Below are 18,500 nucleotides of genomic sequence, written 5' to 3'. Positions count from 1 at the left end.
AATTTTAACCTGATAAAGCCAAAGCAATGAAAACTCAGAAAACACCAGCCAAACAAAATAAACAACCGGGCATTGAAGCTAAAATGAATCCAAAACCCGAAGTGATTAAAGCTGATTACAAAGGTGCCGGAAAGCTTGATGAAAAAGTGGCATTAATTACCGGTGGCGACAGTGGGATTGGCCGTTCAGTAGCCGTTCATTTTGCGAGGGAAGGTGCCGATGTAGCCATTGTTTACCTGGATGAAGATATAGACGCAAAGGAAACCCAAAAAATGGTTGAAGCTGAAGGTAAGAAGTGTTTGCTAATTAAAGGCGATGTGAAGAAACCGGCATTTTGCAAAAAAGCAGTAGAATCAACCGTTAAAAAATTTGGAAAGATCAATATATTGGTGAATAATGCCGGAATGCAGGTACCGCAGAAAGATCCGAAGAAAATTGATGATAAGCAGCTTGAAGATACTTTCCGCACCAATATATTCGGTTATTTTTATTTCGCAAACGAGGTACTGGAACATTTTCAATCAGGCGATACGATTATTAACACCACTTCGGTAACGGCTTACCGTTCTTCACCAAACCTGATCGATTATTCATCAACCAAAGGCGCAATTACTTCTTTTACCCGTTCTCTGGCTACAAACCTGGCTAAAACTGGTATCCGGGTTAATGCCGTTGCACCGGGACCGGTGTGGACGCCCTTAATCGTTTCTACTTTTGATGAAGAAAAAATTAAATCCTTTGGATCTGAAACGGCAATGGAAAGGGCAGGACAGCCATCCGAATTAGGTCCGGCTTATGTTTTCCTCGCTTCTGCTGATGCTTCTTTTATTACCGGACAGGTGATGCATGTAAACGGTGGGGAAGTGGTAAATGGTTAATGCTTACCTTTAGCCTAAATGTAATGCTATGGCATCAGATCAACCAAAAGACTGGCGGTTTAAACTTCACGAAGTCATTTACGAATCGAATACCCCTGCAGGTAAAGCCTTTGATATCGGATTATTAATCGCCATTTTTTCCAGCATTATCGTGGTTATGCTCGATAGCGTAGTGAGCATCCATTTAAGATATGGTAAGCTATTTAACATTACCGAATGGATTTTCGCTGCACTTTTTACCATAGAATATATTTTAAGGCTGGTGAGTATCCGCAAACCAATCAGGTATGTATTCAGTCCGCTTGGTATCATCGACCTAATTGCCTTATTGCCATCTTATTTAAGTATATTTTTTATTGGTGCACAATCTTTATTGGTTTTCAGGGCTTTAAGACTGCTAAGGGTGTTCAGGATTTTTAAACTTGGCCACTTTTTAACTGAGATCAATTTTCTCACCCAGGCCTTAAAAAACAGTGTCCGCAAAATCAGTATTTTCCTGCTTACGGTTTTAACCATTACCGTAATTCTGGGCTCCATTATGTACCTGGTAGAAAGGCGCGAAAACGGTTTCTCTAATATACCTGAAAGTATTTATTGGGCAATTGTAACCATTACAACGGTAGGTTATGGCGATATTTCGCCCATAACGCCGCTAGGTAAGTTCGTGGCTTCGGTAGTGATGCTCATCGGTTATGCCATTATTGCTGTGCCTACTGGTATTATAACGCATGACATAGCCGTTGCTGCCCGGCAGAAAAAAGAATTACCAGAATCATGCCCAAGCTGCAGCAGGGAAGGGCATGATAGCGATGCATTGTTCTGCAAATATTGCGGGTCATCCTTATTTAAATAAAAAATGCCAGACTGATCAACAATCTGGCACCGGTTCATTGTGTGTAAGTTATGGATTATAGCATTTCGCTGTCATCCTCATCATAGGCATTGGGGTCTTTGTCCAGCTCTTCAATGTCCGATTCATTGTAGTCATCGGTTTCTTCACCTTCTTCATCATCATCCTCTTCATCTTCAGGCCCTTCAATTTCTTCATTTAACCGGGTGCCTTCACCATCTGCAAATGGCACTTCATCTTCAGTATAATTTTCATCATCATCGCCTGGCTCCGGACTAGCATGTCCTTCTGCTGCATTTCCCTGCGATCTGTTGATCTGAAACTGTTCAATGTTTTGAATTTCTTCTTCCGGTTGATTATTTTCCTGATTTTCCATGGTATGTTCTTTTTATTATAGAACAGGTTTAAAACCAATTAAGTTTAAACAAAATGCATGTTTTTAAACCCTTACTGTTGTAAGCTTTTTATCGTTTTTGAAACTTTTTAGCCACTCTTAAGGTTGTAAGGATGTACACCAGAACCATTTAGCCATGAAAAATCATTTCTACATCCGTAAGATCGCCGCAATGGCAATAGCCATTTCAGCGATTTCGCTTAATTATCCCGTTAAGGCCGAAGCATATCTTTTTAGTATCGTTTATCAGCAGGATAGCTTAACAAATGCTCAGTTTTTGCAGCAGGCAGCCATTGCCGGGATGAAAGAAGTACTTACTGGAAAACTCGCAGCAGATAAAGCTTCCGATAAAAAGATTAAAGCATTTGGCCAGATGATGGTAGATGACCACAGCAAAGCCAATGAAGAACTGAGGGCTTTGGCCAAACTTAAAAAAATTGATCTGCCTATGAGTTCACCGGAAGGAGGGCAGCGGCCGGATGGGAGGGTAGATTCTGCTCCCGAAAACCTCAGGGACACTTCGCGGACAAAAAATACGGCTGGCGAAGCAGGCAATACAGGTTTATCGAAAAAAACCGGTGCCGAAGAAAGCACGGTAACCGATGCAATTGAAAAACTTAAAGCTTTAAACGGAACTGCTTTTGATAAAGCATATGTAGACATGATGGTGGCTGATCATCAAAATGCGATCGCACTATTTGAAAAAGCCTCAATGACAAGTGACCAGGCCATAAAAGCATATGCCAGCAAATACTTACCCATATTAAAAAAACATTTGAAACAGGTGAATGCTTTAGCTACAAAATAATTTCCTACATTCTTTAATCAATAGCCGGTTTGATCTAACAGACCGGCTTTTTTATGGTTTTTTCAGACTTTCCGTGTTTACAACGAGCATTATTGGTTTAAAATCAATTGGTGAATACAAAAACTTGTTTAACTTTATTTAACTAAAACGATTTATCAATCTTTCTGACACAAATAAACTTAATCAAATATGAGAAAACACTTATTCCTGTTCATTTTACTGCTGTTTTGTTCTGTAAAACTCTTTAGCGCACCAATTGAGCTCTTATCTCCCGATAAACGCATTAAAGTTTCTGTTAATATTAAAGATAAGATCAGTTATGCCGTTACCTTTAATGGCGATCTGCTTTTAACCAATTCCTATCTACAGCTAAATTTAGATCAGGTTAAATTAGGTGCCAATGCAAAGCTGATCAAAAAAAGCCTTTCAACAGTTAATTCCAGTTCAAATCCCATTGTACCACTTAAAAATAGTACAGTTGTAAATCATTATAATTTATTAAAACTCGATTTTAAAGGCGATTTCAGTGTCGAATTCAGGGCTTATAATGATGGAATTGCTTATCGTTTCATTACCAATAAAAAAGATTCCATCACTGTAACCAATGAAGATGTTCACTTTAATTTCAGCGATAATGTTAAAACAGCTTACCTGGAAACGGGGAGTTTTAAAACTGCTTACGAAATCCTTTATCGACAGGATGAACTTGGAAAAATAAATAAAGATAAAATGAGCGTACTGCCAGTTTTATTTAACACCGGAAAATATAAAGCATTACTATCTGAGGCCGATCTTTATGACTATCCATGTTTGTTTGTAAAAGCAACCGGCGATAAAAGCATCGATGCTGTTTTTCCTAAAGTACCTTTAGCTTTTGGAGAAGATGGCGACAGGAGCAGGAAAATTTTAAAAGAAGGTGATTATATTGCCAAAACTGTCGGAAAAAGATCATTCCCATGGCGGTTTTTGGTAATTACCGATAAAGATACTCAACTGGCTGCCAATCAGATGGTTTATAAATTAAGCACACCCAACCAGTTGCAGGATACCAAATGGATAAAACCCGGCCAGGTTACCTGGGAATGGTGGCACAATGCCTATATATATGGGGTCGATTTTAAATCAGGGTATAATCAGGATACTTATAAATATTACATCGATTTCGCTTCAAAATTTGGCATTCCTTATATCATTATGGACGAAGGCTGGGCGAAAACAACCTTAAATCCTTTCGAACCAAATCCTACCATTAACCTGCAGGAACTGATTGCCTACGGCAAGCAGAAAAACGTGAAAATTGTGCTTTGGTTTACCTGGCTGGCGGTAGAAAATAACTTCAACATTTTCGAAACCCTGGAGAAATGGGGCATTGCCGGGATGAAAATAGATTTTATGGACAGGAGCGACCAGTGGATGGTAAATTATTATACCCGTGTGGCAAAAGAAGCAGCGAAACACCATATTTTAGTCGATTTTCATGGTGCATTTAAACCTGCGGGACTCGAAGTGGCTTATCCCAATGTGCTTTCGTATGAAGGAGTTGTAGGGATGGAGCAAAATATCGGCGGCGGACTGGCAACCCCAAACAACAATTTATTTTTGCCTTTTCTGCGTAATGCAGTTGGTCCGATGGATTATACGCCCGGGGCCATGCGCTCTGCACACAAGCAGGATTATAAACCAAGCTGGGTAAATACGATGAGCATCGGCACCAGGGCGCATCAACTGGCCATGTACATCGTTTTTGAGAGTGGTTTTCAGATGCTGGCCGATAATCCGTTCAATTATTTGCGCGAACCCGAAACTACCTCGTTTATCACAAATGTTCCTGTAACCTGGGATGAAACCAGAATTTTAGATGCCAGCGTTGGAGAATATATTGTTACCGCCAAACGCAAAGGAGAAAAATGGTTTATCGGTGCTATGGGCAACGACCAAAAGCATGATTTAAAGATAGAAACCGGCTTTTTAAAACCTAATGCCAGCTATCAGATCACTTTGATTAAAGATGGGATTAACGCCGATTTTCAGGCCATGGATTTTAAACGCATTGTAAAACCGATTAAAGCTGGCGAAACCATCGATATCAATATGGTAAAAGACGGTGGTTTTGTTGCAGTAATTGAACCGGTTAAATAAAGGTTGAAGGTAAAAGGTAGCGGCTGAAGCTCATTCAGTAACTCATTTTATAATGGAAAGATAGTTTCAAAAAGGGAGCATCATAACAGGATCAGCTCCCTTTTTTAGTGTAAAAGCATAGCTGCTATGCTAAAGGATAGCGCTATCCTTTAGTATAGTAATAGCTTTTTGATACTTCGTATCCATAATTTTGTCGGGCACAAAAAGGCAAAAAATGAAAATATTACATCTTATATCAAGCCCAAGGGGCGGAGCATCTTTCAGTATTAAATTGGGAAATGCCATAGTAGAAAAATTACAGGCTGCAAATCCTGACAGCACTTTAACTACCCGGAATTTAGCTGAATCTCCATTTCCACATTTAGAGGAGGTTCACATTAATTCTTTCTTTACACCAAAAGAAAACCATACACCCGAGTTCGCAGAAGCGATAAAGCACTCTGATGAAGCTATTGCTCAACTTAAAGATGCCGATGTACTGGTTATTGGCGTGCCATTGTATAATTTTGGTATTCCGTCTACCTTAAAATCATGGATTGATCATATTGCACGTGCCGGCCAGACATTCAGCTATACTGCAAACGGTCCGGAAGGTTTAGTGAAAAACAAGAAACTGTATCTGGCTATTTCATCGGGTGGTGTATATTCCGAAGGACCAATGAAAGCTTACGATTTTACTGAATCTTATTTAAGGTCGGTTCTTGGTTTTATGGGCATGACCGATATTACAGCATATCGTGCAGAAGGCCTAAGTATTCCGGATTTAAAAGATGTGGCTTTAGATAAAGCGATCGAAAGTATAGCGATTTAAACTCAATAGTTCATAACACGAGGTCGTCATTTCGAGCGGCGCGCAGCGTAGTCGGGAAATCTAATAGATCTCTCCCTGGCCATACAAGCGGCCATTTCACTTCGCTTCAGTCGAATTGACGACCTATTATATTATAGACTGTGAACTAAAACTAAGCTGCTAAATATTTCTCCACCCTGCTGGCAAAATCATTCAGATCAAAAGGTTTATTGATAAAATCTTCCGCGTCGCATTTTGCCTTTACAGCATTTAAATGGTTATTTGCTGACATCATCATCACCGGTATATTGTGCGTTTTAATGTTCCGCTTTAAACTATTACAGATATCCAGGCCATTTCCATCAGGCAACATGATATCCAAAATCACCATATCAGGAATGTGTTTGTTCATTTGAAGCCAGAAGTCGTTGGTGTTCGGGCACGTTCTTACCTCGTAAAGTTCTTCAATCAATAAGAATTCGATAATCTCCCTAATGTTAGGATTATCTTCCACTACATAGATGCACTTTTTCATAAGCTCTATTGTTTATAATAGAATAACCTATCTAATTATCAGATGTTTAAATGAGTTATGCACAATTGTAGAGTTATCAACTTTTATATAATTGATGTCTGTTCTTCTCTAATCATTAATTTTACTAAAAAAAGTATGATAATAATTTATATTACTAATATTTTTAGTATATTTGTTTAAGGAGAAACCCGATAACTTGAGTTTTCCCTGCACATGCAATTGATTTTTTAAGAATAGCTTAAGCTAATTTTATTTGCCCATTCTATGACTGTTACCGTTTTACCCATATACGAAACCGATTTTAGACCCGATGCTTCTTTAGGCAAAATTATGAATGAAAGGCTCAGGATTGCTGCGGCCGATCTGCAGGATATTCATTTACAGCATTTAAATGCCATTGGTCAGCGGAGCGATGATGTGGTAGTTTATGTGAGCTATAACCCTAAATATAAAATCAGGTGGCGCGTAGTTAACGATGTTCCGGAAGAGATTGAAGACTTTGTAACGCAGATTTGCGGCAAATTAGGTTACATCCAATGGAAAACCGCCGCAATTAATGTTTTTAAGGGGATTGAGTAGTTAATTTGCAAAGCCCTCTTTGTTCACGATAGCTCAATTCATACCGTCATTCGTGTTTGAATTTATTACATAAAGATCAATTTTACAGACGGAGTAGTTAATAAGTACACTCCCAATAAATACCGTCATTCCGAGCGGAGTGCAACGCAGTCGAGAAATCTGTCTCGAGATAGATCTCTCTCCCGAATATTCGGGACGTTTCGGTCGAGATGACTAGCGTTCTATTGAGCTATTATTAAGATGCTGATTCCAACGTTAAAATCAGAACAATATGATGATTGCTATTTAAGTTGTAATGGATAGTCTGTTAAATCAAAAATCCGCCACCCAATAAATCATTTCCTTCATAAAAAACAGCCGATTGGCCTGGTGCAATGGCCGAAACATTATGATCAAACACTACACGCATTTTATCTTTCTCCTGAACAATTGTACTTAACATACCCGCATCTTTATAGCGGATTTTCGTAATCACATCATTCATCGGTTCCTCAATGCTGGCATATTTAACCAGGTTTAAATTACGAACCATGGCTTCTTTACGTTCAAGTTCTTCAGCCCTGCCTAAAACCACGGTATTGCTTTCTGGCAAAATCTGGGTTACAAACATCGGCTCACCGAATGCTACGCCCAAACCTTTACGCTGGCCTATGGTGTAAAAAGGATAACCCTTATGTTGTCCAACCACCATTCCATTGCTTAAAATGAAATTTCCGCCGGCAACCCTGTCTTCTAAATCTTCTACTTTGTGTTTTAAGAAAGCCCTGTAATCGTTATCCGGTACAAAACAGATTTCGTAACTCTCCGATTTTTTAGCCAGTTCTTCCTGTCCCATATCCAAAGCCATCTGCCTGATTTCCGATTTTGCAAAACTGCCCAACGGAAATTTAGTACGCGAAAGGTTCTCTTGCGAAACACCCCACAGTACATAAGACTGATCTTTATTTTCGTCTTTTCCTTTCGAAATAACATAACGGCCGCTATCTTGCTGACGTATATTGGCATAATGCCCCGTTGCAATAAATTCGCAATCCAGTTTATTGGCACGTTTTAAAAGCGCTTCCCATTTAATGTGCGTATTACACAATACACATGGGTTTGGTGTTCTTCCCGCCAGGTATTCATCTACGAAATTGTCGATTACATAATCACCAAATTCGTCGCGGATATCCAGAATATAATGCGGAAAACCATAGTTTACTGCAAGTGTACGGGCATCGTTAATGCTATCCAGCGAGCAACAACCGGTTTCTTTACTGCTACCACCAGAGCTGGCATAATCCCAGGTCTTCATGGTTAATCCAATCACCTCATAACCCTGCTCATGCAACATTACAGCCGCTACAGAACTATCAACCCCGCCACTCATGGCAACCAGAATTCTACCGTGTTTACTCATCTTAAAAATATAAGGATGCAAAAATAAGGTTTATTTAGCTGAAATTATTTAAACGAAGTCAGTTACTTGTAAAAAGCGGTTGTCAAATTGCTTATGTTTATCTCTTCGTTGTGTTAACGTGGCTTAGGTGATCAATATTTTTTGAAAAGGAGTGGTTCGGTGTTAATGGCTGCCGGCAGTCCTGCTATCTCTTCAAGTCCTCGGCTCGTACCTTGCCTGTGGGCTTTCCGTTCTATCAGGTTTATTTAACAGCGCCTTTGGTCTAAGGAACATAAACCCCGCAGGTTTTCTAAATCTGTGGGGTTTAGCACTGCAATAAATCGTATCTTCAACAGTCTGAAATGTATTTTTTATTTTACTTAAACGTTTTAGTCTGGTGTTTTATGCATATTTGAAGATAAATTTATACCTTAGAATTTTCAACAAAACAAGCTAATTTTAAAAAGATATGATTAAAAAAGTTATCCTGCCTTGTCTTTTGCTTTCCTCCATGGTGGCATCGGCACAGCAGAATCTGGTGCAGTATGTAAAGCCTATTATCGGCACCTCAAAAATGGGGCATACCTATCCTGGTGCAACCGTTCCCTTTGGCGCGGTACAGTTAAGTCCCGAAACGGATACTTTATCTTACGAAGTAAACGGAAAATACAATGGCGATGTATATAAATACTGCGCAGGTTACAAATATGAAGATAAAACCATCACCGGTTTCAGCCATACGCATTTCAGCGGTACCGGCCATTCTGATCTGGGCGATTTCCTGATCATGCCAACACAGGGAAAATTACAGTTAAACCCTGGTGTTGCGTCAAATCCTAAGGGTGGTTACCGTTCTGCATATTCGCATGCCAACGAGGTTGCAGAAGCTGGTTACTACAAAGTAAAACTGGATGACGATAACATTACCGCAGAACTTACCTCAACCACAAGGGTAGGGATGCATCAATATACTTTCCCTAAATCAGATCAGTCGCACATTATTTTAGATCTGATGGCTGGTATTTACAATTACGAAGAAAAAACCGTTTGGACTTATGTTCGCGTGGTAAATGACACCTTGGTTACAGGTTACCGCCAGACTAATGGATGGGCCAGAACCAGGACTGTTTATTTTGCCATGAGTTTTTCCAAACCTTTTAAAAGCTACGGACGCAAAAGCTACGATGCTAAACAGGCTTACAGAGGTTTCTGGGGTAAATTTAACCAGGATCAGAACTTCCCTGAAATTGCAGGCAAAAAGTTAAAAATGTTCTTCGATTTTGATACCCAGGAAGGGGAGAAGATCAAAATTAAATTTGCTTTATCGCCGGTTAGTCAGGAAAATGCTTTGCAGAACATGCGTGCAGAAATTTCGGGCTGGGATTTCGAAAAAGTAAAAGCACAGGCGCAGGCTACCTGGAATAAAGAACTGAATAAAATTCAGGTAAAAACCTCAAACGATAATAAAATAAACTTTTATACCGCTTTATATCATGCCTACATCAATCCAACAACCTATACCGATGTTAACGGCGAATATAAAGGTTTAGATCAGGGCGTACATAAAGCTGATGGTTTTACCAATTACACCACTTTCTCTCTTTGGGATACTTACCGGGCTTTACACCCATTCTTCAACATTACACAACCAGCCCGCAGTAATGATATGGTGAAATCAATGTTAGCGCATTACGATCAGAGCAGCTTGCACATGTTACCCATTTGGTCGCACTATGCCAACGATAACTGGTGTATGAGTGGCTACCACAGCGTTTCGGTAATTTCTGACGCGATTATAAAAGGTACTTACACCGGCGATCCGAATAAAGCACTGGATGCCTGTATTGCAACAGCTAAACACCGCGATTACGAAGGCATCGGCTATTATATGGATAAAGGTTATATCCCTGCCGAAAAATCGGGTATTTCTGTTTCCAATAACTTAGAATATTCGTACGATGACTGGTCGATTGCACAATTGGCCAAGAAACTGAACCGCATGGATGTTTACAACGAGTTTATCAAACGTTCTAACAACTGGAAGAACAATTACGATAGCGCTTCGGGTTTTATGCGTCCGAAACTGGCAGACGGAACCTTTAAAAAGCAGTTTGACCCGAAAGATACTGAAGGACAGGGTTTTATTGAAGGAAATAGCTGGAATTATAGCTTCTTTGTTCCACAGGATCCGGCTTCGCTAATAGAAATGATGGGCGGTAAAAAGAAATTCGCAACGCGTTTAGATACTTTATTTACCATGCATTTACCTGATGAGTTTTTTGCCCATACTGAAGATATTACCCGCGAAGGTATCATTGGTGGGTATGTTCATGGAAACGAACCGGCACATCACATTGTATATTTTTACAACTGGACCGATCAGCCATGGAAAACACAGGCACAGGTTCGCCACATTTTAAATATGCAGTATAAACCTACTGCTGATGGTTTAGGTGGAAACGACGATTGCGGACAAATGAGTGCCTGGTACATGTTCTCTTCTTTAGGATTTTATCCGGTGGCACCAGGCTCTGATGTTTATTCATTAGGTAGTCCATTGGTTAACAATGCGGTAATCAATTTAGAAAATGGCAAAACCTTTACTGTTGAAGCCATTAAACAGAGTGATAAAAATGTATATGTTGAAAAAGTTTTATTGAATGGAAAGGAAATCACCGACCATAAAATCAAACATGCAGATATCACCAATGGCGGAAAGCTTACCTTTTACATGAGCCCGAAACCTAAGAAATAATATCTAAAATTTTCGTAAACCAAAAAACGTCGGCTATTTTTAGTCGACGTTTTTTATTTTAGTGGTTCATTAGTCAATAGTCTGATAGTTCATAGCTTACGGACTGCCGACTTAAGACTTTGGACTAATTAATCATCTTATCCAATAACGCCTTAATGTTCTTAACTTCTTAATGATGAAAATTAGTGCTTAAGTCGATTCCGTGCTTTCTGTACCTCCATGGCTAAAAATAAACACCAAATCTTAAAGTAATATCACCAAACTACCCGCTACAATCATCCCTCCACCAATTAATGTCTTTGTATCAATCGGTTCTTTTAAAATCAGAAAGGCTAAGCCCATGGCAATGGCCACGCTTAATTTATCAATAGGGGCCACTTTAGAAACACTGCCGGTTTCGAGTGCCTTAAAATAGAAAATCCATGATAAACCTGTTGCCAAACCTGATAAGCCTAAAAATATCAGGTTGTTTTTACTCAGCGTTTTAAGCTCTGCAATTTCTCCGCTGGCTAAAACAATGCCCCATGCAATAAATAAGATCACAATGGTTCTTACAGCATTTGCTATATTTCCGTTAACACCTTTTAATCCAACTTTGGCTAAAATGGCCGTTGCCGCTGCAAATACAGCAGAGAGTATGGCATAAAATTTCCACATAACCTTTTTGCTTAATTTTTATTGATAAACACGATACAGTAAATAAACTATCCAATTCTGTAGATAATCTGTTTTTAATGAAACTGAAAATTAAAATAAAGTTTTGATTTCTAAAATATCTATCGTAATATTGCGATGTAAAATTATGGGACTTACCAAAACCGAAATCTTCTCTGAAGAACAAAACCAAATGGCGGCATTGCTAAAAGCGATGGCACATCCCGCGCGTATTGCCATTCTTCAACGCATTCTTAAATCAAATACCTGCATTTGTGGCAATCTGGTTGAGGAACTGGGCTTGGCACAGGCAACCATTTCTCAACATTTAAAAGAGCTTAAAAATGCCGGTATTATACAGGGCACCATAGAAGGGGTAAGTATTTGTTATTGTATCGAACCTAAAACATGGAAATTACTTCAAAATCAATTGGGCAATTTTTTCGCTTCTTATAAAGGCGAACAAAATTGCTGTTAAAATTTTTTACCTAAATCAATCGTTAAATTGCAATATTATGATTAATAAATTTTCAATCGAATGGAGCAGCTTTAAAGCTGAACTTCAACAACATCCCGAGCTGATTTTACAGTTTCAATATGCCCGAAATAATTGGGTAAAAGCCAATTATCACATCACAGAAATTAAACAGGCACCGATTACTTCAGTTGATTGCGGAGGGGTGATGAACGCCTGGACAGAAATTATTGTGCAGCTATGGGAACCTACAGAAGAGGAAGAAGGCAGGGCTATGCAGGTGAAAAAAGCATTGTCAATTATCGATCTGGTAGAAAGTAAGCTCTCTTTAAATTCTAAAGGAGTGGTGAAAATCGAATTTGGTAATTCCGAATTTGATACCAGACAAATGTATCCGGCTGAGTTTATAGTTGATGGTGATAACCTGGTTGTAAATTTAACACCCGATGCCACACAATGTAAGGCCATTAGTCGCGGCGGAAGTTGCGGCACCACAGAAAACGGTGAAGAATGTTGCGCACCTGCTCAAACTGAAAAAAGAAAGATCGAATTGGTTAATCTGGCGGCTGATCAGAACAGCTGCACACCAGGTAGTGGTTGTTGTTAATTAATAAAATTTATATCAATGAAAAATGTATTGGTGCTTTGCACCGGAAATAGTTGCCGTAGTCAACTTGCAGAGGGGTATTTAAAATACTTTGCTCAAAATAATGCCAGAATCTACAGTGCCGGAATTGAGGTTCATGGTGTTAACCCCAGGGCAATAAAAATAATGGAAGAAGATGGAATCGATATTTCCGGCCAAACATCGAACAATATTGCGGAGTATTTCAATGTGCCCTTCGATTATGTGATTACGGTTTGTGATCACGCGAAAGAGAGTTGTCCGTATTTCCCCACAAAGGCTATAAAATTACACCACAACTTTCCCGATCCGGCAAAAGCAATTGGCACCGAAGCCGAAATTATGGCTCAGTTCAGAAGTACAAGGGAGCTGATCAAGACTTATATGCAGGATTTTGTGAATGAAAATGTAAAAAGTTAGTGTGTCGGCAGATCTTTTTTTCAATTAGAACCCAGCAATAAGGATAAAAACCTTCGTTTTGACGGGCTTTAATAAAAATCGTCATCTCGACTGAAGCGCAGTCCCGAAGGTCCGGGAGAGAGATCTATCTCAAGACAGATTTAGCTTCGCTGAGCCTTCGGGTTCCCGACTGCGTTGCACTTCGCTCGAAATGACGATTAAGTCAGTACTACGCCCCAACCTCCTCGAAATTGGTCGCTGTTGCCAGATATTTCCAGTTTGCCATGTCTCTTTGTACATCTGCAATTTTTGCATCCGCAACCTGATAAGCATCGGGTCCTAAAAATAAATGAAGTGGCGGGTTTTCGCTTTTCGAAGCTTCGATAATTACCTCAACTGCTTTAGCCGGATCGCCTGGCTGTTGATTATTGATATCGTTTTGGTGCGCTGCCTGCGATTCGCGAACTTCTTTGTAAGCATCAATTGGTGAACCTGGAACAGCTAACGAACCTTCAGTAAGAAATGCTGTCCTGAAATAACCTGGCTCAACAACGGTTGCTTTAATACCCAAAGATTTTACTTCTGCAGCCAACGATTCGGTAAAACCAACTACCGCGAATTTTGTAGCACAGTAAATTCCGAAGCCAGGAAAATTGCCCGAAAAACCACCTATAGAAGAGATATTAAAAATATGACCAGATTGTTGTTTCCTTAATTGTGGAAGCACTTTTCTGATCACGTTTAAAGAACCGAAAACGTTTACATCAAAATTCTCACGCGATTCTTTATCGCTTAATTCTTCCAATGCGCCCAACATACCATATCCGGCATTGTTTACCACTACATCAACCTGACCGAATTTACTGATGGTTTGGCTAACTGCAGTTTCTACACTGTTTTCGTTAATCAAATCAACGCTTAGCGGTAAAAAGTTTTCGTGTTCACCCACTGCTTTAATTAAATCGTTTAGATTTCTCGATGTTGCGGCCACATTAACGCCGTTATTTAATAATGTTTTTACTAAGATTAAGCCCAGACCTTTGGACGCGCCTGTTACAAACCAAACTTTTTGATTTTCCATGATATTGTTTTTTAAGTTGAAATGAATTGATGAAGTTGGATTATAAAACTAGTTTCTCTAAAATTTGTCATGTTGAGCCTGTCGAAACGCCTTAGACAGTTTTATCGCAGGTCCTTCGACAAGCTCAGGATGACAATTCTATATTTATAATACAGCCTCTTTTTTGATTGCTAATTCGTACTTAGCATTTGATTAGTTGTCGAAATCTGTTGAGATCGTAATGGCTTTCCAGTCTTTAAACTCTTTGGTTAAAGCCTCTAGTTTACTGTTTGCCCTTTGAAAAGCATCGTTGCCTAAAAGTAGATGCACTGGTGGATTTGGCATACTGGCCAGCGAAATCATAGCGGCAGCTGCTTTTTCCGGATCACCAATCTGTTGACCATCCATTTTTAAATATTTGTTGTGGATCGCCCTCACTTCTTCGTATTCTGCAATTGGATTGGCGGCCAATGTTAATGAATCAGGAGTAAGGAAGCTCGTTCTGAAAGCTCCCGGAGCAACAACCGTTACTTTTACACCAAATTCTTTAAGGTCTTCGGCCGATACTTCCGATAATGCAATAACCGCCGATTTTGCTGCAGCATAAACCGCCCAGCCCGTTGCGCCGGCAATACCTGCAATCGATGCAATGTTGATGATATGTCCCGAACGTTGTGCCCGTAAATAAGGTGAAGCTTTTCTGATTACATTTAAAGTTCCGAAAACATTTACATCAAAACTATTGCGTGTTTCGGCATCGCTTAATTCTTCAATACTGCCTCCTATACCATAGCCGGCATTATTGATCACTACATCAATCCTTTCGAATTTTGAAATGGTCGCTTTAATTGCATCTTCCACACTTTTTTCATCAGCCAGGTTTACAGCCAGTGGAAGGAATTTTCCCGTATTAGCATTTACAGCTTTTTTAAGTTCATCAATATTTCTTGAGGTGGCCGCAACAGATTGACCAGCTTTCAATAATTGATTGACCAAACTTAATCCTAAGCCTTTTGAAGCACCGGTAATAAACCAAACTTTTTTCATGCCCATAATTTTATTCTTTTTTCTTAGTACAAAATTACAGTGCAAACGACTTCTAACTATTACGCCAATCAAACTTATGATTACGAAATTCAAACAATTCGGTAAGAAGTAGGGGTATGGTTGGTCAGTTTTTTGAAAAAGTTATTAAAATGAGTAGGTTCTTCGAAGCCCAGGCAATAACCTATTTCAGATATATTCCAGTCTGTATGCTTTAATAAAGCTTTTGCTTCACTCAATAAACGTTCTGTGATATAATTTGTGGTGGTTTTGCCGGTGGTTTCTTTAATGGCCCGGTTTAAGTGGTTTACGTGTACCGAAAGTTGTGCCGCATAATCTTTCGCTGAGCGCATGGTAAGTCTTTGCGTAGTCGTTTCAATCGGGAACTGGCGTTCCAGCAGTTCTGTAAATACTGAGGTAATCCTCGTATTGGCGTCAGTATGTTTAAATAAACTTTCTGAAGGTTGTGTTTTTAAGGCAAAGTGGGTAATTTCGGTAATGTAGTTTCGCAGGAGGTCGTATTTATAAACATAATCCGTATTAATTTCCTCAAACATTTTAGCAAAAATAGCTTCTATTTGTTTGTCCTGCTGTTCGTTTAGAATGTATGCAGGTTTTCCGCCTGGCGTAAACATGGGCAGATCGCCGATATTCCCGCGGATTTTTTCCTTAAAAAAAGCTTCTGTAAAAATACAAAAGTAACCTGTTACTTCACTTTTATTACCAGTGGCCAGTTCCCACGTGTAGGGTACTAACGGATTGAAAAAGATGAGCGCTGTTCCGTTAATTTCGATACTTTTATCTGCGTAATGATAAACATTATGGCCGCGTGTAAGGCATATTTTATAATAGTCCCTGCGGTTATAGCTCATCGGTTTGTGGTCGTCCCTTAAACAATCTTCCAGTTTAAAAACATTAAAGTGTCCAACGCCATTCTGTAAATTATCCGGCAAAAAACTGAATTTGTTCTGATAAAAGTCTTCTATACTTTCTGGTTTGTTCATAAATCAAAGTTACAAAATTCAAACGTAAAACAAATAATCTGCTTTCTGTACGACTTATGATCTATTGATTTAGGTATTGCGAAAAGGAGATTGTAATGATAAAATGATTTGTAATTAATATACCGATTGGTATATATTTGCATTGTCAATCCAGAATAACATGACTAAAGCAGAAAAAACGAGAAATTTCATTGTAGAGAAAACCGCACCGATTTTTAATATGAAGGGTTATGCGGGTACTTCTTTAAATGATATCACGGCTGCTACAGGTTTAACCAAGGGTAGCATTTATGGCAATTTTGCCAATAAAGATGAGGTTGCGCTGGCCGCTTTTGATTATAACCTGAATAATGTTTCTAGCAGAATAGAAGCTGAAATGAGCAGGCAAACCACCATAAAAGATAAGCTTTTGGTGTACATCGATATCTATCAGAAATTTATTGATGGTTCGGTGTCTGAAGGAGGCTGTCCCGTTTTAAATACGGCAATTGATGCCGATGATACCCATCCGGAATTGAGGAACAGGGTATTAAAGGCTGTTTTAGACTGGAAAAATAAAATCGCTAAACTGGTTGAAGCAGGAATTGCCAATAAAGAAATCAGTGCAGATCAACATCCGGAACAAATTGCTTTAACCATTATTGCAATGGTGGAAGGAGGAATCATGATTTCTAAATTAACCTCGAAAACAGAATACTGGAGCCTGATTATGGGCTCCCTAAAAAAATATGTAGATGGCCTAGGCTAAAAATTTTTAGCCAAAAATATACCGATTGGTATTTTAATATGGAAAGAAAAAGAACAATAACCTGGGATGACCCCATGAAAGGCGCAAAAGAAGCCATGCAAATAGACGGAATTGATTATTTACAGGCCATGAGCGACAATAAATTTCCTCTGCCGCCACTTTTACATACGCTTGATTTCAGCGTTACATTAATTGAGGCAGGCAATGTAGTTTTTGAATTTACACCACAGGAATTTCATTACAACCCCATCGGTACTGTACACGGCGGAGTAATTACAGCCATTTTAGATTCGGCCATGGGCTGTTCGGTGCATTCTCTCTTACCTGCAGGGAAAGGTTATACCACTTTAGAATTAAAGGTAAATTTCCTAAAGGCCATCACCATTAAAACCGGGAAATTAAAAACCAATGGCAAAGTGATTAATCTGGGCGGTCGCATCGCTTTGGTAGAGGCACAATTGATTGATGAAAATAATACCGTTTATGCTCATGCTGTGAGCACCTGTTTAATCTTAAAATTTTAAAAAAAATATAGAAATGAAAACTTCACAAAATACTGTTTTATTAATCGGCGGAACAGCCGGTATCGGTTTAGAAATTGCAAAACAATTAACCGCTTTAGATAACCATGTGATTATTACCGGCAGAAACCAGGAAAGGCTTGATGCTGCTGCTGCGTCGCTAAATAACGTAACGACTATTCTTTCTGATGTAAGCAAAGCTAGCGATGTTGAGCAATTGGTAGAAAAGATCAAGGTAGATTTCCCTCAGTTAAATATCGTAATCAACAATGCTGGTAGGGCAATTCTTTATAATTTAGCAGACCAAGGTCAGGATGCTTTTGCAAATGCAGAAGACGAAATGCTGACCAATTACCTGTCGATCATCAGGATCAATCAAAAATTATTGCCTGTTTTACTGGAGCAGGAATCATCGGCAATTGTTAATGTATCTTCTATTGTGGCTTATGTTCCGGGTATAAGTTTGCCTACTTATGCGGCCAGTAAAGCAGCGCTTCATTCGTACAGCACTTCTTTAAGATTAAGTCTGGAAGATACAGCTGTTAAGGTTTTCGAATTGATGCCTCCATTGGTGGATACTGAATTTTCGAAAGAAATTGGTGGACATAACGGTATCAAACCATCAGTGGTGGCCGATGACTTAGTGGCTGCTTTGGCCAATGATGAATATGAGATCAGGGTGGGTGATACAGCTAAGATTTACGAACTGTTCAGGCAATCGCCGGTTGATGCATTAAACGTAATGAATGCCAGCAGAAAAGCCAATATTGATTCGGTCCAACATTAACGGAGAACAGACCGGCAAGGATTTTCCTTTGCTTTTATTATGACATTTTTCACCGCAAGAATGCTTACTTTCGCGGC

The 18,500-nt window shown here is 39.2% G+C and carries 20 protein-coding genes; 13 read left to right on the top strand and 7 right to left on the bottom strand.

Features of this window, described 5'->3' with window-relative positions; genetic code table 11:
* Positions 1–26 precede the first annotated feature (26 nt).
* Complete coding sequence (locus tag ABD769_RS08815; RefSeq protein ID WP_344851051.1) at positions 27–878, top strand: SDR family oxidoreductase; 852 nt, start codon at positions 27–29, stop codon at positions 876–878.
* 28 nt (positions 879–906) lie between these two features.
* Positions 907–1,731: an ion transporter gene (locus ABD769_RS08810; RefSeq protein WP_344851050.1), complete on the top strand. Its 825-nt coding sequence runs from the start codon at positions 907–909 to the stop codon at positions 1,729–1,731.
* 55 nt (positions 1,732–1,786) lie between these two features.
* On the opposite strand, the gene ABD769_RS08805 is transcribed toward ABD769_RS08810, so the two are convergent.
* Positions 1,787–2,104: a hypothetical protein gene (locus tag ABD769_RS08805; protein WP_344851049.1), complete on the bottom strand. Its 318-nt coding sequence runs from the start codon at positions 2,102–2,104 to the stop codon at positions 1,787–1,789.
* A 154-nt stretch (positions 2,105–2,258) separates the two neighbouring features.
* Here ABD769_RS08805 and ABD769_RS08800 point away from each other — a divergent pair, with 154 nt between their 5' ends.
* From ABD769_RS08800 to ABD769_RS08790, 3 genes are all read left to right on the top strand, one after another.
* Entirely contained in the window at positions 2,259–2,930 is a 672-nt protein-coding gene (locus ABD769_RS08800; protein ID WP_344851047.1) for a DUF4142 domain-containing protein, read from the top strand.
* 189 nt (positions 2,931–3,119) lie between these two features.
* A complete protein-coding gene (locus ABD769_RS08795) occupies positions 3,120–5,069 on the top strand; it encodes a glycoside hydrolase family 97 protein (protein WP_344851046.1) in 1,950 nt (649 codons plus the stop codon).
* A 214-nt stretch (positions 5,070–5,283) separates the two neighbouring features.
* Complete coding sequence (locus tag ABD769_RS08790; protein ID WP_344851045.1) at positions 5,284–5,880, top strand: FMN-dependent NADH-azoreductase; 597 nt, start codon at positions 5,284–5,286, stop codon at positions 5,878–5,880.
* A 151-nt stretch (positions 5,881–6,031) separates the two neighbouring features.
* On the opposite strand, the gene ABD769_RS08785 is transcribed toward ABD769_RS08790, so the two are convergent.
* Entirely contained in the window at positions 6,032–6,394 is a 363-nt protein-coding gene (locus ABD769_RS08785) for a response regulator transcription factor (protein WP_344851044.1), read from the bottom strand.
* A 264-nt stretch (positions 6,395–6,658) separates the two neighbouring features.
* Between ABD769_RS08785 and ABD769_RS08780 the strand changes: the two genes are divergently transcribed.
* Entirely contained in the window at positions 6,659–6,973 is a 315-nt protein-coding gene (locus ABD769_RS08780) for a hypothetical protein (RefSeq protein ID WP_344851043.1), read from the top strand.
* 307 nt (positions 6,974–7,280) lie between these two features.
* Here the strand turns inward: ABD769_RS08780 and mnmA are convergent, their stop codons facing one another.
* The gene (gene mnmA / locus ABD769_RS08775) at positions 7,281–8,372 is read right to left on the bottom strand and encodes a tRNA 2-thiouridine(34) synthase MnmA (RefSeq protein WP_113948804.1); all 1,092 of its coding nucleotides are present in this window, start codon (positions 8,370–8,372) and stop codon (positions 7,281–7,283) included.
* Positions 8,373–8,820: 448 nt separating this feature from the next.
* Between mnmA and ABD769_RS08770 the strand changes: the two genes are divergently transcribed.
* Positions 8,821–11,106: a GH92 family glycosyl hydrolase gene (locus ABD769_RS08770; protein ID WP_344851040.1), complete on the top strand. Its 2,286-nt coding sequence runs from the start codon at positions 8,821–8,823 to the stop codon at positions 11,104–11,106.
* Positions 11,107–11,349: 243 nt separating this feature from the next.
* On the opposite strand, the gene ABD769_RS08765 is transcribed toward ABD769_RS08770, so the two are convergent.
* Positions 11,350–11,763 carry an EamA family transporter gene (locus ABD769_RS08765; RefSeq protein ID WP_344851039.1) on the bottom strand — a complete coding sequence of 138 codons (414 nt, stop codon included), beginning with the start codon at positions 11,761–11,763 and terminating at the stop codon, positions 11,350–11,352.
* 145 nt (positions 11,764–11,908) lie between these two features.
* Here ABD769_RS08765 and ABD769_RS08760 point away from each other — a divergent pair, with 145 nt between their 5' ends.
* Genes ABD769_RS08760 through ABD769_RS08750 form a run of 3 tightly spaced genes read left to right on the top strand, consistent with a single transcriptional unit; the run spans position 11,909 to position 13,280 of the window.
* Positions 11,909–12,238, top strand: a complete 330-nt coding sequence (locus ABD769_RS08760; protein ID WP_344851038.1) for an ArsR/SmtB family transcription factor — start codon at positions 11,909–11,911, stop codon at positions 12,236–12,238.
* 37 nt (positions 12,239–12,275) lie between these two features.
* Positions 12,276–12,842 carry a DUF6428 family protein gene (locus ABD769_RS08755; RefSeq protein WP_344851037.1) on the top strand — a complete coding sequence of 189 codons (567 nt, stop codon included), beginning with the start codon at positions 12,276–12,278 and terminating at the stop codon, positions 12,840–12,842.
* An 18-nt stretch (positions 12,843–12,860) separates the two neighbouring features.
* Entirely contained in the window at positions 12,861–13,280 is a 420-nt protein-coding gene (locus tag ABD769_RS08750) for an arsenate reductase ArsC (RefSeq protein WP_344851035.1), read from the top strand.
* Positions 13,281–13,488: 208 nt separating this feature from the next.
* On the opposite strand, the gene ABD769_RS08745 is transcribed toward ABD769_RS08750, so the two are convergent.
* The 3 genes from ABD769_RS08745 to ABD769_RS08735 all read right to left on the bottom strand — a co-directional run bounded on the left by ABD769_RS08745 (position 13,489) and on the right by ABD769_RS08735 (position 16,367).
* Entirely contained in the window at positions 13,489–14,340 is an 852-nt protein-coding gene (locus ABD769_RS08745) for an SDR family oxidoreductase (protein ID WP_344851034.1), read from the bottom strand.
* Between the two features lie 192 nt (positions 14,341–14,532).
* Positions 14,533–15,366: an SDR family NAD(P)-dependent oxidoreductase gene (locus tag ABD769_RS08740; RefSeq protein WP_344851033.1), complete on the bottom strand. Its 834-nt coding sequence runs from the start codon at positions 15,364–15,366 to the stop codon at positions 14,533–14,535.
* A gap of 89 nt (positions 15,367–15,455) precedes the next feature.
* On the bottom strand, positions 15,456–16,367 hold the full coding sequence (locus ABD769_RS08735) for a helix-turn-helix domain-containing protein (RefSeq protein WP_344851032.1): 912 nt from the start codon (positions 16,365–16,367) through the stop codon (positions 15,456–15,458).
* A 160-nt stretch (positions 16,368–16,527) separates the two neighbouring features.
* Between ABD769_RS08735 and ABD769_RS08730 the strand changes: the two genes are divergently transcribed.
* Genes ABD769_RS08730 through ABD769_RS08720 form a run of 3 tightly spaced genes read left to right on the top strand, consistent with a single transcriptional unit; the run spans position 16,528 to position 18,423 of the window.
* Positions 16,528–17,115: a TetR/AcrR family transcriptional regulator gene (locus ABD769_RS08730; protein ID WP_344851031.1), complete on the top strand. Its 588-nt coding sequence runs from the start codon at positions 16,528–16,530 to the stop codon at positions 17,113–17,115.
* Between the two features lie 38 nt (positions 17,116–17,153).
* Entirely contained in the window at positions 17,154–17,639 is a 486-nt protein-coding gene (locus tag ABD769_RS08725) for a PaaI family thioesterase (protein ID WP_344851030.1), read from the top strand.
* Between the two features lie 13 nt (positions 17,640–17,652).
* Positions 17,653–18,423 carry an SDR family oxidoreductase gene (locus ABD769_RS08720; RefSeq protein ID WP_344851029.1) on the top strand — a complete coding sequence of 257 codons (771 nt, stop codon included), beginning with the start codon at positions 17,653–17,655 and terminating at the stop codon, positions 18,421–18,423.
* Positions 18,424–18,500 lie beyond the last annotated feature (77 nt).

The sequence above is a fragment of the Pedobacter jeongneungensis genome, assembly GCF_039538295.1.
Classification (GTDB): domain Bacteria; phylum Bacteroidota; class Bacteroidia; order Sphingobacteriales; family Sphingobacteriaceae; genus Pedobacter; species Pedobacter jeongneungensis.
This window is presented reverse-complemented; position numbering and strand designations above follow the sequence as displayed.

Excerpts from the sequence above, each read along its gene's own strand:
- ABD769_RS08815 (WP_344851051.1), top strand. The coding sequence starts at position 27 with ATGAAAACTCAGAAAACACCAGCCAAACAAAATAAACAACCGGGCATT.
- ABD769_RS08810 (WP_344851050.1), top strand. The coding sequence starts at position 907 with ATGGCATCAGATCAACCAAAAGACTGGCGGTTTAAACTTCACGAAGTC.
- ABD769_RS08805 (WP_344851049.1), bottom strand. The coding sequence starts at position 2,104 with ATGGAAAATCAGGAAAATAATCAACCGGAAGAAGAAATTCAAAACATT.
- ABD769_RS08800 (WP_344851047.1), top strand. The coding sequence starts at position 2,259 with ATGAAAAATCATTTCTACATCCGTAAGATCGCCGCAATGGCAATAGCC.
- ABD769_RS08795 (WP_344851046.1), top strand. The coding sequence starts at position 3,120 with ATGAGAAAACACTTATTCCTGTTCATTTTACTGCTGTTTTGTTCTGTA.
- ABD769_RS08790 (WP_344851045.1), top strand. The coding sequence starts at position 5,284 with ATGAAAATATTACATCTTATATCAAGCCCAAGGGGCGGAGCATCTTTC.
- ABD769_RS08785 (WP_344851044.1), bottom strand. The coding sequence starts at position 6,394 with ATGAAAAAGTGCATCTATGTAGTGGAAGATAATCCTAACATTAGGGAG.
- ABD769_RS08780 (WP_344851043.1), top strand. The coding sequence starts at position 6,659 with ATGACTGTTACCGTTTTACCCATATACGAAACCGATTTTAGACCCGAT.
- mnmA (WP_113948804.1), bottom strand. The coding sequence starts at position 8,372 with ATGAGTAAACACGGTAGAATTCTGGTTGCCATGAGTGGCGGGGTTGAT.
- ABD769_RS08770 (WP_344851040.1), top strand. The coding sequence starts at position 8,821 with ATGATTAAAAAAGTTATCCTGCCTTGTCTTTTGCTTTCCTCCATGGTG.
- ABD769_RS08765 (WP_344851039.1), bottom strand. The coding sequence starts at position 11,763 with ATGTGGAAATTTTATGCCATACTCTCTGCTGTATTTGCAGCGGCAACG.
- ABD769_RS08760 (WP_344851038.1), top strand. The coding sequence starts at position 11,909 with ATGGGACTTACCAAAACCGAAATCTTCTCTGAAGAACAAAACCAAATG.
- ABD769_RS08755 (WP_344851037.1), top strand. The coding sequence starts at position 12,276 with ATGATTAATAAATTTTCAATCGAATGGAGCAGCTTTAAAGCTGAACTT.
- ABD769_RS08750 (WP_344851035.1), top strand. The coding sequence starts at position 12,861 with ATGAAAAATGTATTGGTGCTTTGCACCGGAAATAGTTGCCGTAGTCAA.
- ABD769_RS08745 (WP_344851034.1), bottom strand. The coding sequence starts at position 14,340 with ATGGAAAATCAAAAAGTTTGGTTTGTAACAGGCGCGTCCAAAGGTCTG.
- ABD769_RS08740 (WP_344851033.1), bottom strand. The coding sequence starts at position 15,366 with ATGAAAAAAGTTTGGTTTATTACCGGTGCTTCAAAAGGCTTAGGATTA.
- ABD769_RS08735 (WP_344851032.1), bottom strand. The coding sequence starts at position 16,367 with ATGAACAAACCAGAAAGTATAGAAGACTTTTATCAGAACAAATTCAGT.
- ABD769_RS08730 (WP_344851031.1), top strand. The coding sequence starts at position 16,528 with ATGACTAAAGCAGAAAAAACGAGAAATTTCATTGTAGAGAAAACCGCA.
- ABD769_RS08725 (WP_344851030.1), top strand. The coding sequence starts at position 17,154 with ATGGAAAGAAAAAGAACAATAACCTGGGATGACCCCATGAAAGGCGCA.
- ABD769_RS08720 (WP_344851029.1), top strand. The coding sequence starts at position 17,653 with ATGAAAACTTCACAAAATACTGTTTTATTAATCGGCGGAACAGCCGGT.